Genomic DNA, 15,472 nt, shown 5'->3' on the forward strand with positions numbered 1-15,472 from the left:
AACAAAATGGATTTAAAAGAAAAATTAGTATCGTCTTTTATGGCTTTTGAAGAGCGTGTTGATGTGCATTCAGATTTGCATGACATCCGCACAACTGCTATAAAAAACTTCGAAAATAAAGGTTTCCCAACCAAAAAAGATGAAGCCTGGAAATATACATCGCTAAATGCCATCTTAAAAAATGACTTTACGGTTTTTCCAAAGCAGGAAAATGCAATCGAGTTTAATCAGGTAAAAAAATACTTTTTACATGAAATAGACACTTATAAATTAGTTTTTATTGATGGTGTTTTCAGTTCGCATTTGTCTTCTACAACGCACGACGGAATCGATGTTTGTTTAATGTCATCGGCATTGACCAAACCAAAATATAAAATGATTATTGATAAATACTTCAATCAAATTGCAAGTAAAGATGAAAGTTTGACTTCATTGAACACTGCTTTTGCAAGCGAAGGAGCTTTTATCAATATTCCACAAAAGAAAGTAGCCGATAAGCCAATTGAAATCATGTATTTCTCAACTGGAAATGAAGCTGCATTATTGGTTCAGCCTAGAAACTTGATTATTGTGGGCGAAAATTCACATGTTCAAATTATCGAGCGTCACCAAAGTTTGAATGAAAATCCTGTTTTAACAAATTCAGTTACAGAGATTTTTGCTCAAAAACGTGCGATTGTTGACTATTACAAAATTCAAAATGATAATAGCGAAGCAAACTTAGTAGATAACACTTATGTTTCTCAACAACAAGAAAGTCATGCTTACGTTCATACATTTTCGTTTGGAGGAAATCTAACGCGTAACAACTTAAACTTTTACCATTTTGGCGAAAGGTTGACAAGTACGTTAAACGGAATTTCAATCTTAAATGACAAACAACACGTTGACCATTATACTTTAGTAAACCACGCGCAACCAAATTGTGAGAGTTTCCAGGATTACAAAGGAATTTTCTCTGATCGTTCAACAGGAGTTTTCAACGGAAAAGTTTTGGTAGAAAAAGAAGCTCAAAAAACAAATGCTTTCCAAAAAAGCAATAATATTTTATTGAGTGACAAAGCAACGATCAACGCAAAACCACAATTAGAGATTTTTGCAGATGACGTAAAATGTTCTCACGGTTGTACAGTTGGACAATTGGATGAAACAGCAATGTTCTACATGCAGTCTCGCGGAATTCCTAAAAAAGAAGCTAAAGCCTTATTGATGTACGCATTCTCAAATGCCGTTATCGAAAGCATCAAAATACCAGAATTAAAACAAAGAATTACTAAAATCATCGCTACAAAATTAGGCGTGAATTTAGGATTTGATTTGTAGTCGGGTTTTACCGCAAAGACACAAAGGTTACGCAAAGTTCGCAAAGGTTTATTACAAAACTTTGCGAACTTTGCGCTTTTTACTTAGCGCCTTTGCGGTTAAATTTTATTTTTTTACTGAAGAAATGACATCTTTCAAAAACCCATTAAAATCAAATCCTGGTTCTTCTTCCTTTACTCCCATTCTCACAATTACCATATCCAAAGACGGAATAATGGCCACCATTTGTCCTTGATATCCACTGCAGTAAAACATATCACGCGGAACATCCGGGAATTTTCCTCCAGCGTTTAGCCAAAATTGCGCTCCGTATTTTCCTTCTGAAGTATTAGTTGGCGTTGCCGTATATTTTACCCAGCTTTCGTCCAGAATTTGTTCTCCGTTCCAATTTCCTTTATGCAGATATAATAATCCAAATTTGGACCAGTCGCGTGGCGTTGCCCATCCGTATGAGGATCCAACAAAAGTTCCGCTCATATCTTGCTCTACAATCATCGAGTTCATTCCGATTTTATCGATTACGGCGCTATACCAAAAATCAAGGTATTCTTGTTGTGTTTTAAAATGCCTTCTTAAAATCAGAGATAATAAATTGGTTGTTCCAGAAGAATAATTCCAATGCGAGTTTGGTTTAAACTGAGCTGGTTTATCCAATTGTACTTTTCCCATATCTTCCGCCTGAAAAAGCATTTTTGTAGCATCACAAATGGTGCTGTAATTTTCTTCCCATTCCAAACCGGAATTCATATGTAGTAAATCATTAATTGTAATTATTTTACGCTCATCATTTTTCCACTCTGCAATTGGTGCCGGTTTATAAATATCAATTTTTCCTTGTTTTGCCAAAACGCCAAAAGCAGAACTTGTAATGCTTTTTGTCATAGACCAGCCTAAAATTTTACTGCTTTTATTAAAACCTGTATCGTATTTTTCGGCAATTAATCTGTCTTTATACAAAACCACAACAGCTCTTGTTCTTTTTGCTTTTCCACCATTTTTATCGAAAGAATCATCAACAGCTTTCTTTAATTTAGCGTAATCAACATTCGCGAAAGCGGAATCTTTTGACTCATTATTCCCATACGGAAAAGGAAGATTATTTTCTAATTTCGTTCTTTTTGGAAGCAGATACGGTTTTGAAACATCAAAATTATCATCAATCAAAGTTGCTCCCAGACCTTCTCGATAAATTGCTTTTCGTTCCTTTAATCCATAAACGGAGGCAACTGCAAACTTTCCGGCATTGTCAATTGAATTTTTAGCCAAATCAATCATATCAATATCATTGTCGGTTTTCTGAATTAAATCCAACGGTCGATTATCTAAAAAATGTCCAGAGGCAACACTTTTAGCTGAAAAACCAGAAATTAAATCCAGTTTCGGATAAGTCGTAAATCCGAAATACAAAAAGGCAAGAACCAAAACAAGCAACAGTACTTTGAGAAATTTTTTCATGATATGTCAGATATTTTTAATGCAATATAAATAATTTATCTTCACGATTTTAGAAGCCAAATTATAAATATGATTCAGATAATTCAAAAAACTCAATTGAATCTTACAGAATCAGCATTTACACTTGTAAACAATGGTATCATAAAAGGAAATTATAGAATTGCCTTATAATACAATTTTGTTTTAGTACTTTTGTAAATAGATTTTTTCTAAATAAGACATGCTAGATATTCAAAAAATAAGAGCTGATTTTCCGATACTTTCACAAACTGTAAACGGAAAGCCATTAGTATATTTCGACAACGGTGCTACTTCTCAAAAACCACAAATCGTGATTGATGCAGAAGTTAAATATTATCAGGAAATCAATGCCAATATTCATCGTGGCGTTCACACTTTAAGCCAGTTGGCCACTGATGCTTATGAGATTTCTCGTGGAAAAATAAAGGAACACATCAATGCAAAACATGCTCACGAAGTCCTTTTTACTTCTGGAACTACGCATGGAATCAACTTAGTTACAAATGGCTTTGCTTCTATCTTAAAACCTGGAGACGAAGTAATTGTTTCTTCATTAGAACATCATAGTAACATTGTGCCTTGGCAAATGTTATGTGAAAAGACCGGAGCAACCTTAAAAGTGATTCCGATGAATGAAGATGGCGAATTGATTTTATCTCATTTTGATGCTCTTCTTTCAGAAAAAACAAAAGTCGTTACGGTTAATCATATTTCAAATGCACTCGGAATCATCAATCCGATTAAATATATTATTGATAAAGCACATGCTGTTGGTGCTGCAGTTTTGATTGACGGCGCTCAGGCGGTTCCGCATTTAAAACCGAATGTTCAGGAATTAGATTGTGATTTTTATGCTTTTTCAGGACATAAAATGTGCGGTCCAACGGGAACTGGAATCCTTTACGGAAAAGAAGCGTGGTTAAACAAACTTCCTCCTTACCAAGGCGGTGGCGAAATGATCAAAGAAGTTACTTTCGAAAAAACTACTTACGCTGATCTTCCGCACAAATTTGAAGCAGGAACTCCAAATATCGCAGGCGGAATTGTACTAGGAACTGCCGTTGATTATTTAAACAACATTGGTTTCGAGAATATTCAGGCATACGAACACGAGCTTTTAGAATATGCTACAAAACGTTTGTCTGAAATTAAAGGTTTAAGAATCTACGGAACCGGAAAAGAAAAAGCTTCGGTAATTTCTTTTAATATTGATGGAATTCATCCTTACGATATTGGTTCTATTATTGACAAATTAGGAATTGCTGTTAGAACCGGACATCATTGTGCACAACCAATTATGAATTTCTTCTGTATTCCGGGAACAATTCGTGCTTCTTTTTCTTTCTATAATACTAAAGAAGAAATTGATTTAATGGTAGATGCCGTTAAAAAAGCACAAACAATGCTAAGCTAAAACATTTTTTTATGAGACTATTATCCTTACTTTTTTTGTCGATTTTTATTGTAACGGGCTGTTCAAGCCAAAAATCAACAGATATGACAAATACGAAAATTGAATATTCTGCACTTTCAAGAGGGTATTATAAAAAAATTGTAGTTCAGAATCAAACTGTTTCTGTTGTGAACGAAAGAGATCAGCAGCCAGTTGAAAGTAAGATTGATAATGCGAAATGGAAACAAATTGTAACTGAGTTTTCAAAAATTAATTTAGAAGAAATTCCAAATTTGAAAGCACCAACCGAAAAACGTTTTTATGATGGTGCAGCTATTGGAAATTTAAAAATAACTCAAAATCAAAAAACCTACGAAACTAAAGGTTTTGACAACGGTATTCCTCCAAAGGAAATTGAAAAACTAGTCAATTTACTGGTTGATTTTGTTAAAGAATAATTATGACAATAAAAGAGATACAAAACGAAATAATCGACGAATTTTCGATGTTTGATGACTGGATGCAGCGCTATGAGTACATCATCGAATTAGGAAAAAGTCTTCCTCTAATCAAAGAAGAATATAAAACTGACGAGAATTTAATCAAAGGATGTCAATCAAAAGTTTGGTTGCAAGGTGAACAAGTCGATGATAAGATTGTCTTCACTGCAGACAGTGATGCCATTTTGACTAAAGGGATAATTGCCATTTTAATTCGTGCATTCTCGAATCAAAAAGCATCAGACATCATAAATGCTGACACTGAATTTATAGACGAAATTGGATTAAAAGAACATTTATCAGCAACACGTGCCAACGGTTTGGTTTCGATGATCAAAAACATCAAAATGTACGCATTGGCTTTTGACGCAAAAAACAAAAATTAAAAAATTTTAAACCATATAAGTAATATAAGAAAATTTAAGTTTTGGTGCTTAAAATTATTGTATTGATAAACATAAGTTACATTATTAAGAGTATTTAAATGAACTTATATTACTTATATGGTGGAAAACAATAAATGTAAGTTTTATCTTTCTTTTTTATTTCTTATTATTGCTAAAAAAGGCAGATGATAACAAAGAAATATTTGACTGATTTAATTTATCAAGTTAACGGAGCAGCAATTGAAGTTCATAAAAATATTGGAGCCGGACTTTTAGAAAGTATCTATCATCAATGTATGATTAAAGAATTATCCTTAAGAGGAATTAATTTTCAATCAGAACTCAAAATACCTGTTGAATATAAAGGTCTGGAATTAGAGTCAGATTTAAGATGTGATTTATTTATTGAAAATTGCTTAGTTCTTGAACTAAAATCAGCTGATAAAATTATACCTATTCATATTGCGAAACTAATGTCTTATATGAAGCTTTTAAAGTCCCCAATAGGATTAATGATAAATTTTAATGTCACAAATATTTATCACGAAGGCCAAAAAACATACGTCAACGAATTGTATCGCTGGCTAGAAGATTAAAATATAAAAAGAAACCATAAATATTTATATAAGCATCCAATTTTAAATGAACTTATATAACTTATATGGTGAAAAAACAAAAATAACAATGGAACAAGAAATAGACACAAACGAATTAGGAGAATCAATCGTAAAAGTTTTAAAAGGAATTTACGATCCTGAGATTCCTGTTGATATTTATGAATTAGGATTAATTTACGATGTAATGGTTAATACTGATTACGAAGTAAAAATCTTAATGACACTTACTTCACCAAACTGTCCGGTTGCAGAAAGTTTACCAAGAGAAGTTGAGGAAAAAGTAAAAACAATCGAAAACATCAAAGATGTTGATGTTGAAATTACTTTTGATCCGCCTTGGAGTAAAGATTTAATGAGCGAAGAAGCAAAATTAGAATTAGGAATGCTTTAAAAATAGTCATAAAGTCCAAAGTCATAAAGTCCAAAATTTAAAAGCTTTATGACTTTCGACATTTGACTTTAAGACTTAAAGAATGGAAGAAATTATCAATAAAGTTGCCAATAGTGCTTTAGAAGTTTTTGATTTAGAGGATTATTATCCAAAAGGAATGCGAGTTCAGATTGATATTTCGCAATGGCTTTTGGAAGGTTTTTTATTGAAAGAAAAAGACTTTAGAGAACATCTTAAAAATCATGACTGGTCACAATACCAAGATCAATACGTTGCGGTAAATTGCAGTACAGATGCTATTATTCCTGCCTGGGCATTAATTTTAGTTAGTGTGCATTTGGCTCCTTTTGCCAAAAAAGTAGTTAACGGAACCATCGAAGACTTAGACGCAAGTCTTTATGAAGAAATCCTAAGTAAAATTGATTATTCTGTTTACAAAAGTAAACCCGTAATTGTAAAAGGCTGTTCCAGAAAGCCGGTTCCAATGCGCGCGTACATTTTGGCTACAACTTATTTACAACCTTTTGCAAGAAGTATTATGTATGGAGAAGCCTGTTCTGCGGTCCCTTTATATAAAGAATCTAAGAAATAACCTGCTTTTACAATCAATTAGCTCTTAATCTTTTATTGTTTTTAGTATATTTGTTTATACATCAAAACTAAAAATTATGAGAAAGCTAACCCTATTACTTTTCATTTTAGTAAACTTCACATTTGTACAAGCCCAAAATTCAGAAAAAGAGTTAATTAAGAATACTGAAAAAGCAGTAAAAAAAATTAACGACACTATAGAAGGAGAAGGCTGGAAAACAAAAGGAATTGTCTCTCTTTTATTAAATCAGTCCAGCTTTAATAACTGGATTGCCGGAGGTGAAGACAGCTTTTCCGGAACATTAGGAATCAATTATGATTTCAATTACAAAAAAGATGACGTGACCTGGGACAACAAACTTCTGGCATCTTACGGATTACTACAAACCAAAAATGCAGATTTCGAAAAGAAAACAGATGACCGATTCGAATTTAATTCTATTGTTGGAAAAAAGGCATTTGGACAATGGTATTACTCTTATTTCCTAAATTTCAGAACACAATTTACAACAGGCTATCTTTATGGTCAGGATGCAAACGGAAAAGAAATAAGGACTGAAAACACTAAGTTTATGTCTCCTGGATACCTTACAACTGGTCCTGGTATATATTGGACAAAAGATGACAACTTAAAAATAAACTTTGCTCCATTAACTTCAAAATTTACGTTTGTGGATAGCGCCTATACATCAGGAATTGGTTATGTTGATGGTGATTACTTTGGAGTGGATGCCAATAAAAGTATGCGTTATGAACTTAGTTTTTATGCTTCTGTATATTATAAGTTAGCCATTATGACCAATGTTACGGCCGAAAACACATTAAATCTTTACTCGAATTATCTTGAGGATCCGCAAAATGTCGATATCGACTACTCACTTAATATTGTCATGAAAGTAAATAAATACTTATCTGCTAATCTCTCATTTCAGGCGATTTATGATGATAATGCTTTTCAGGGATTTCAAACCAGAGAAGTATTTGGTTTAGGAGTTAACTTTGGATTTTAAGCTTTAAAATATTAAAAGAAAATGGCCGCAAAAGATGATTTGCGGCCATTTTCTTTTAATTATCAGATTACTTATTTATTTCATTGTGTGTAGATCTAACATTTAAAGTATTAAATTTATTTAAAAGCTTTTTCCCAGTCTCAACAAGGCTTTCTCCATCTTCTTTTTTAAAACCGTTTTTTATTAACGCTTCACCTTCAACAATCGTTTTCTCTGGCTGATCAAGATATAAATAAATTTTAGCAAGATTATAATGCACAGAATATCTTATCGTTTTATTCGTTTTACTAGATCCTGAATATTTTTCTTTTAGTGATTCCAGATATTTAATAGAAGGCTCTAATTCACTAGCAACATTATTAATTGGAGCATCTGCTTTCATTTCAGAAAGTTTCTTTGCAACCTGATCTATTGTTGTTTTATAAGTCTCACCTTCTTCCTTAGAAACTAATATTAAAAGCTGTTCATTAAGATTAATGGCCGTAAAACCAAATTTATCGTTTAACTTATTTTTAACCTGATTAAGCGAACTTTCTACATACTCTCCTAATCTTTTATTATAGTAAGCCGTTTCGTTCTTTTTATTTTGTGCTTGCAAGTATGGCAAATCATGATTTTCTACGGATTTATAAGGAATCGTTTTAGAAAAATTTAATTCTTCATCAATTGCTGTTTTCTTTGAATTCTCGAGTTTGAAGTACGTAATTTTGGCATTTCCGTTTCCCGTATAATTTGTTACAATAGTAAACATCTCAAACGCTCTTTCTAAAATTCCATCTCTATTTTTTTCCTCAACCGTTTTCTTTTCGATTTCTTCATTTTTTTTCTGAAAATCCAATAAGTTAACTTCTACATTTACCGTTGCGGAATCTGTCGCTCTTTTCCAGCCATATAATTTAATATAGTCCGCTAGTTGTTTTGTGTTTTTAAAACCTTCAATAGAACCCGCAGTTTTAACTTTAACATTAAATGTTCTAAGCGCTACCGGAACATAAACTGAAGGAAGATCTTGATAATTTACATAAAACTCAACAGGTGTTAATTCTGTTTTTTGAGAATAAATAGAAGTGCAAACCAAAAGCAAAAGAAGCGATATTTTTTTCATGAGTTGTATTAAATTTATTATTAATTAGCAATCATAAATATAACACTATTTAAAAAAAACACACAAGTTTTAAATAATTTAACTTATTTCTTAAACTTTACTCTTCTTCTTTCTCTATTGCATCTTTATAATCCGGATACAAAAATTTATTGTAAGGAAATCTGGTTATGTGAATCTGGCGAACAGCTTCGTAAACAATTTCTCTAAATTCCTCGAAGTTTTCTTTTTGTGTTGCCGAAATAAATAAAGCCTTATCTTCTCCAACATTACTCATCCAGGTTTGTTTCCACTCTTCAAGTGTGTAATGTTTTCTGGTTCTTTCTGTAATTAAATCATCTTCATCAATAGTCAAATGTCTGTAAGCATCGATTTTATTAAAAACCATAATTACCGGCTTATCATTGCTTTTGATTTCCTGCAAAGTCTGATTTACCGATTCAATATGATCCTCAAAATCCGGATGCGAAATATCGACAACATGCAAAAGCAAATCAGCTTCACGAACCTCATCAAGTGTACTTTTAAAAGAATCAACCAATTGTGTTGGCAATTTTCTAATAAAACCAACAGTGTCAGAAAGCAAAAATGGCAGGTTTTTAATCACCACTTTACGAACTGTTGTGTCTAATGTTGCAAACAATTTATTTTCAACAAAAACATCACTTTTACCGATCGCATTCATCAAAGTCGATTTACCAACGTTAGTATAACCTACTAAAGCAACACGAACCATTGCTCCACGGTTACTACGCTGAATACTCATTTGTCTATCGATCGTCTTGATTTTTTCTTTCAGTAACGAAATTCGGTCACGCACAATACGTCTATCTGTTTCAATCTCTGTCTCTCCCGGACCACGCATACCGATACCCCCTTTTTGACGCTCAAGGTGTGTCCATAAACCAGAAAGTCTTGGCAATAAATAGATACATTGTGCCAATTCTACCTGAGTTCTTGCATAAGAAGTCTCTGCTCTCTGCGCAAAAATATCAAGGATCAGGTTGGTTCTGTCCAGAATTTTACAATCTATAATTCGCGAGATGTTTTTTTGCTGCGACGGCGATAATTCATCATCAAAAATTAAAGTCGATATATTATTTTCTTTTACAAAAAGATTGATTTCATCTATTTTTCCCGTCCCCATGAAAGTCTTCGGGTTTGGGCGTTCCATTTTTTGCGAAAAACGTTTAATAACCTCACCACCAGCGGTAAAAGTCAAAAACTCTAATTCGTCAAGATATTCGTTAAGTTTTTCCTCACTTTGATTCTGAGTAACTATACCAACAATGGCTGTTCTTTCAAAATTTATAACTTCTTTTTCTAACATAGCTTTGAATAAGGTGCAAATTTAATGATTTGTAAGACACTAAGCCTTATAGAATTTTGTTTTTAAGTTCTTATTGGGAATTATTCTGCATCGTTTAAAAAAAACAAACCCTTTAAAAAAATAATTTCTAAAGGGTTTATGCGAATTTGTAATTCAGTTTTATTCGTAAATAAACGTTTTTTCAGTTTTTACGATTCCATTTTCTTCAATTTGTGAACAGAAAATTGGGAAGTTTAATTTGTTGTATTTATACTTTCTGCTTACAGCCACAAGCGCTGTAGAAGAAGGGCTAAAATTCATTTCATTATTATACGATATATCCTCAAAAGTAAATTCATCCTCATGATATGAAATCATTGGTACAATTACTTTATAATTATCGCCAAAAAGGTTCTGAACAATTAATTGATCTACAGATTTTTTATCATCATAAGTAAACGTTTTAGAGATTTTATCTCCAACTAATCCTTTATGTTTCGAAACATTATCGTTAACGTAAACATATTCGATTTTACCAATAATTTGTTTGTTTTTGTCTCGTGAAGTACGTCTCACAATTATGCCATTTTCAACAATATATTCAATGTCATCAAGCAAATTCTGATGATTTGTACTCTTTTTTGTAGTCACTTTTATCCTTGCACCTTCATAACCAAAAGTCACTACTTTTGTAATATAATCAGGTCCTTCCTGATATTTTTTAACAAATTTAGTGATGTTATTATCTGCATTATAAGTGTAATTTATAACTTCTTTCCATTCACTTCCAACTTTGTCTTTTACGGTCATGTCCAACAATCCGCTTTTATTATAAAAAAAGTGCTGAACAACATCAGAAGTTGTAATGGTTTGTATCTTCCCGTCTTTAAACACAACGGTTTTGTTTACAATTTCACCATCTTTAGAATTTTGGTAGTTTGTTTTTACAATGTTAATTTGCTTTAATCGAACAGGAGTATCTTCCTGACTGTGCAGCAAAAATGGGAATACCATCGTGATGATGGCGATAAAGTAGGTCTTCATGTGGTATTTGTATTAATTTGGGATGACCAAAATACAAAATTCTGCCAAAATTAACAGTTTAAATCTGAAAATTTACTTCCTTTTTTACTATTTGCATCAAAAAGAGAATCTATTTTATATTCTTTACAACAAAACAAGTTTATTTTTCTCCAAAAATTTTAACGTCATCAACCATAAATGCCCCATTTAGAGTTTTATCTTTTCCAGAGCCAACATATCTAAATGCAATATAAATGTTTCCCTGATAAGCTGATAAATCTATTCCCCCAGAGCTCATAAAAGCTCTTGAAGGCGTGGATAATGAAGGAACCTTAGCATCTAATTTTATCCATTTTGCTTTAGTAATACTGGAACCATCAAAATTTGTTGAAACATAAACTTCGAGGGTATTTAAAGGCGAATCTAATTTTAAATCGTGCTGTGCACTTCTAAAAGACAGTATAGCATTTTTATAATTTGTTAAATTAATTTTTGGAGAAACCAACCATGCAATATTTTCTGCTGCTGTGGTGCTTGTAGTATTAAACTCTGCATAACCATTTCCGGCATAAACCATACTTTTCCATAATTTAGCAGCTTTCTCAACTATATTACTCCAGCCTGGTAATACAAAGTTTACATTGTTTTTAACTGACTGAAAATCTTCAGCAAAAACAGGCGTATTTCTTTTTTCATTCATTACAATATCGCTTTCAGATCGAATCATCAATTGATAATCAGAACCAAACTTGGTTAGAATCCCTCTTACTTTACCACTGCCTTCAGGAACAAAATGATCTGCAAATTTTGCATAACCGCTTGTTCTAAAAATAATTTGGTTACCTGATTTGTCTCTCAAATTCCAATTGGTTGACCCACCTACATTATTTGATTCTTCAAAATAATGACGACCTAGAGCTGCTTCAGTAAACTCAACATCGTTTAATTCTATAAGAGTATTTAACTTATCATCAGAAAGTGCTTCTTCGATAGAAAGTGATTCTACTAATTCATTTTCATCAACAATTGTACACGATGCATGTAATACCTCTTTAATTTCATTTTGCGAAATTCGCCCAATTGTTGGATCTCCGGCATTACTTACATATAAAGTTCCAATCCTTAAACCTCCAAAATACAAATCGGTAAATTGGTTTTTAAGTTTTATATAAACTTTATTTCCAATTCTGTAATCAATATAACTATTTGACATATCGATTGGCACACTAAAGCCAATTGCAGAATTTTTTGAAGATGGTTTTGTCTGAAATGAAATGCTTTTGAAAAAATTCCCCTCTTCATCACTTGAAACAACAAAGGCTTCTATGACATCATCATAAAAATATTGTTTTGCTACATTTCCAGAAAGATCATAAATTTTTTCAACTGTTTTGTTTACCACAAAATCTGGTTGTGTACATTCTAACTTAGGGTTTTCAATTTCATTATTGCAACTGCAAAAAGACAGTAATGATAAGATAAAAAATAAATTTAACAGACTCTTTTTCATGATGGTAATTTTTCAGTTTTATAACCCAATTGTAAGATTTAAAAAATAAGTTCGTCCGTAACCATAATAATATTTTGGCCCAAGAGAAGGAGTTCCACTGGAAACATCCTGATTTAATGCTCTAAAATTTGCATTTCTGGCTTGTTCAAAACCTCCCGTCTTATATGCTAAATCCAAAACATTATTTACGCTGGCAAAGAGACCGACATACTTTTTATGTGCACGCCATGATTTTCCTCCATTTATATTTAATAAAGTCACAGGATTAAATTTTTCTTGTTTTAATAATTCATTACCTCTTTCAGAAGTTGCCTCTGGAAATGGAAAGCCATTTGCTGAATTAATATAGAATTGTTGTGTTCTAGAAATTGGAGAGACATCAATATAACTTTCTGCTAAATAATTAATATTGGTTCCTATCCACCAAAATTTTGGGTCGCGATACTCTAATCCTAATGAATAAGCCTGCTGCGGAGTTCCGGCTTGTTTATAATTTTTAAGGTAAGAAGGGCCAAAATCAAAAGTTACAGGGGTATTGGTTCTGGCTATATTTGCATCGTTTGTAATTGTAACATTTGGGTTACTATTATAAATATAACTTCCGTATGCAGCTGAAAAAGTAGTTTTTAAAGTAGATAAAATTTGGTATTCGAAACTTAATTCTGTTCCAGTATTTTTTTTATCCAAATGCGTTAAAGTCTGACTTACAAAAGCATCCACCGCATCGTAACCCGCTCCCTTGTTAAAAATTCCTTCAGCATAAAAAAAAGAGGTTTGCGATGTGTTTTTAATTAAAGTGTAATAAGTGGTTAAACGCAATTTCAGTTTTGGAGAGTGATAAACATAATTAAGCTCGGCGCTGGTAATATTTTCACTTTCAATACCATCAATGACCGTATTATTTAAGCGTGAATTAGAAAACGTATTTCGTAACGAAGGCGCACGTGTGAGATGAGCTCCATTAAAATACAACAATTGTTTCCCTGAGATTTTATATGTAAATCCACCTTTAAAACCAAAGTTTTCAAAATTGACTTTTGCACTTTTTCCTAAAGAATTTGTTGGATAAAGTCCGTTCTGATACAATCCTTCTCTTTGATAATCTGACACTGAATAAGATTGCGCCAAATAGAATTCTGTTTTATTATACGAAAATTTAAACTGTGCAAAAACATCTAAAACATTTGCCAGAAGATTATAATTATAGCCATATGTATCTCCTTCTTTCACTTGCCTGTTCGGATTTTGCAAATCAGATTGTGAAAGACTACCTTTATAAAACGGATCAATATCTTCAAAATACGCTCCACCTAGAAGATCCAGTAAATACTGAAAATTATGAGACTTTAGATTCCGAAAAGTAAATCCTCCATCAAAAGAAATATTAGGAGTAATTTGCTTATTTAGATTTGAATTCAGTGCAAAAGTTCGATCATCAGTTCTGTCTTCGTACAGAACATAATGACTTTTTGCAGGTTCGTAACCATTTTTATCAGGTTTTTGATTTGCAAAATATATTTCGTTCCAATTAATCTGAGGATTTGCAAGAAATGCAATTCTATTTTTTTCTGCCTTTTCATAATCCGGTGTAAAGTCACCGGAAAACTCCCCTTTGTCTTTTGCGTAAAGAGAACTAAAATAACTTGGCATCTTTTTATAATAAACAGGATCCGGACTATCTGCATTTTGATAATCCAAATTACTGTTGCCTACTTTTCCAAATTGATACATTGCGCTCGAATTCAGGTTTGTTTTATCATCAATTTTAAAATAATGATTGAGCATAAACAGCGGCTCTTCGACATTCTTCACTCTGGCATTTCGTTTTTTATCATGCTGATATCCCCAATACGAATTGTACTTTTCACCCATAAAACTGGTCACTTCATTAGTATTTGGAGAATTTTTTCCACGGGAATTTGGTGTATAAAATCCGGTAAAATTGAGTGAGTTTCTCTTATTTAGTTGTTTTTCTACACTAATAAAAAAAGAATCGGCATTAAAATTTGTTCCTTCAAAATAACCTTCGTCTGCCCATCTTTTTCCTGCAGAGACTACATAAGCCCAGCCCTTTGCATTCATTCCGGAAGCATACGTTCCAATCGCACGCAAACTATAGGTTGTATTGCTTCCGGAAAAGGTCAACTGCGTTCCTTTTCTATATAAAGAAGCTCGTGTAAATATCTGCTGCGTTCCTAAGACACCTCCAAAAGTATAATTTGAAGCTGCCGTTCCAACTGAAAATTCCTGATTTCGAAGTACATTATTTAATCCACCCCAGTTGTTCCATTGCGGTCTGCCGTCGTAGATTTTATTCATGGTCATTCCGTTGAGCATCATGGTTCCATTTTCGCTGTCTAAGCCACGAATCCGAAATCGGGCCTGTCCCCAATTAAATGCCGAAGCCTGCATAAAAGCATCTTTTGAAGATTGTAAAAGCCCGGAAGTCATTTCAGATGAACTATTGTCATCAGACAAATCACTGTCTAATAATGTGATCAATGCCGCTGGGACTTCATCAGAATAAATATCTTCCAACTGCAATACTCCCAGATATACAATCTGACCAAAATTAGACTGAATTTTCAGCAATAAATCTTTACAGTCCTGACTGTGAACTAAAAGCAGCTGTTCACCCTCTATAGGAGAATGCAGTTCAAATTTGCCACTTTTAGAAGTAAGTTTTGTTATAGAAGAATTCTGAATACTTACTACAACATTCTCCAAAGGATTTTGTGTTTTGGCATCAACAACAACTCCTCTAAAAATTGTTTCCTGTGCAAAAACAAAACTAAAAGGCCCTAAAATAAAAAAGACGATGTATTTTTTAACCATTTAAAA

General features: G+C 32.6%; 14 protein-coding genes. 8 read left to right on the top strand and 6 right to left on the bottom strand.

The annotated features are described in order from the left end of the window. The first annotated feature begins 6 nt into the window (after positions 1 to 6). Positions 7 to 1,323, top strand: coding sequence for a Fe-S cluster assembly protein SufD (gene sufD, locus OLM51_RS01840; protein ID WP_264552722.1), 1,317 nt, complete (start codon positions 7 to 9; stop codon positions 1,321 to 1,323). Between the two features lie 105 nt (positions 1,324 to 1,428). Here the strand turns inward: sufD and OLM51_RS01845 are convergent, their stop codons facing one another. Then, on the bottom strand, positions 1,429 to 2,778 hold the full coding sequence (locus OLM51_RS01845) for a serine hydrolase domain-containing protein (protein ID WP_264552723.1): 1,350 nt from the start codon (positions 2,776 to 2,778) through the stop codon (positions 1,429 to 1,431). 220 nt (positions 2,779 to 2,998) lie between these two features. Here OLM51_RS01845 and OLM51_RS01850 point away from each other — a divergent pair, with 220 nt between their 5' ends. From OLM51_RS01850 to OLM51_RS01880, 7 genes are all read left to right on the top strand, one after another. Further along, positions 2,999 to 4,213, top strand: a complete 1,215-nt coding sequence (locus OLM51_RS01850) for an aminotransferase class V-fold PLP-dependent enzyme (RefSeq protein ID WP_264552724.1) — start codon at positions 2,999 to 3,001, stop codon at positions 4,211 to 4,213. Between the two features lie 83 nt (positions 4,214 to 4,296). After that, positions 4,297 to 4,650, top strand: coding sequence for a hypothetical protein (locus OLM51_RS01855; RefSeq protein WP_264552725.1), 354 nt, complete (start codon positions 4,297 to 4,299; stop codon positions 4,648 to 4,650). Between the two features lie 2 nt (positions 4,651 to 4,652). Beyond that, positions 4,653 to 5,078, top strand: coding sequence for a SufE family protein (locus OLM51_RS01860; protein ID WP_264552726.1), 426 nt, complete (start codon positions 4,653 to 4,655; stop codon positions 5,076 to 5,078). A 185-nt stretch (positions 5,079 to 5,263) separates the two neighbouring features. After that, positions 5,264 to 5,674 (top strand): GxxExxY protein, encoded by a 411-nt coding sequence (locus tag OLM51_RS01865; RefSeq protein ID WP_264552727.1) that lies wholly within the window; start codon positions 5,264 to 5,266, stop codon positions 5,672 to 5,674. Positions 5,675 to 5,762: 88 nt separating this feature from the next. Next, positions 5,763 to 6,086 (top strand): SUF system Fe-S cluster assembly protein, encoded by a 324-nt coding sequence (locus OLM51_RS01870; RefSeq protein WP_017494560.1) that lies wholly within the window; start codon positions 5,763 to 5,765, stop codon positions 6,084 to 6,086. Positions 6,087 to 6,168: 82 nt separating this feature from the next. Next, on the top strand, positions 6,169 to 6,678 hold the full coding sequence (locus tag OLM51_RS01875; protein WP_264552728.1) for a DUF2480 family protein: 510 nt from the start codon (positions 6,169 to 6,171) through the stop codon (positions 6,676 to 6,678). A gap of 76 nt (positions 6,679 to 6,754) precedes the next feature. Further along, positions 6,755 to 7,687 (top strand): DUF3078 domain-containing protein, encoded by a 933-nt coding sequence (locus OLM51_RS01880; protein WP_264552729.1) that lies wholly within the window; start codon positions 6,755 to 6,757, stop codon positions 7,685 to 7,687. A 67-nt stretch (positions 7,688 to 7,754) separates the two neighbouring features. On the opposite strand, the gene OLM51_RS01885 is transcribed toward OLM51_RS01880, so the two are convergent. The 5 genes from OLM51_RS01885 to OLM51_RS01905 form a co-directional block, all read right to left on the bottom strand. Then, positions 7,755 to 8,792 carry a hypothetical protein gene (locus OLM51_RS01885; protein WP_264552730.1) on the bottom strand — a complete coding sequence of 346 codons (1,038 nt, stop codon included), beginning with the start codon at positions 8,790 to 8,792 and terminating at the stop codon, positions 7,755 to 7,757. 97 nt (positions 8,793 to 8,889) lie between these two features. After that, complete coding sequence (hflX, locus tag OLM51_RS01890; RefSeq protein WP_264552731.1) at positions 8,890 to 10,119, bottom strand: GTPase HflX; 1,230 nt, start codon at positions 10,117 to 10,119, stop codon at positions 8,890 to 8,892. Positions 10,120 to 10,278: 159 nt separating this feature from the next. Then, the gene (locus OLM51_RS01895; RefSeq protein ID WP_264552732.1) at positions 10,279 to 11,142 is read right to left on the bottom strand and encodes a hypothetical protein; all 864 of its coding nucleotides are present in this window, start codon (positions 11,140 to 11,142) and stop codon (positions 10,279 to 10,281) included. A 139-nt stretch (positions 11,143 to 11,281) separates the two neighbouring features. Continuing rightward, entirely contained in the window at positions 11,282 to 12,631 is a 1,350-nt protein-coding gene (locus OLM51_RS01900; protein ID WP_264552733.1) for a DUF5689 domain-containing protein, read from the bottom strand. Between the two features lie 18 nt (positions 12,632 to 12,649). After that, the gene (locus OLM51_RS01905) at positions 12,650 to 15,466 is read right to left on the bottom strand and encodes a TonB-dependent receptor (RefSeq protein ID WP_264552734.1); all 2,817 of its coding nucleotides are present in this window, start codon (positions 15,464 to 15,466) and stop codon (positions 12,650 to 12,652) included. Between the last annotated feature and the right edge of the window lie 6 nt (positions 15,467 to 15,472).

Origin of the sequence: Flavobacterium sp. N2038, assembly GCF_025947185.1 — a bacterium.
Taxonomy (GTDB): Bacteria; Bacteroidota; Bacteroidia; order Flavobacteriales; family Flavobacteriaceae; genus Flavobacterium.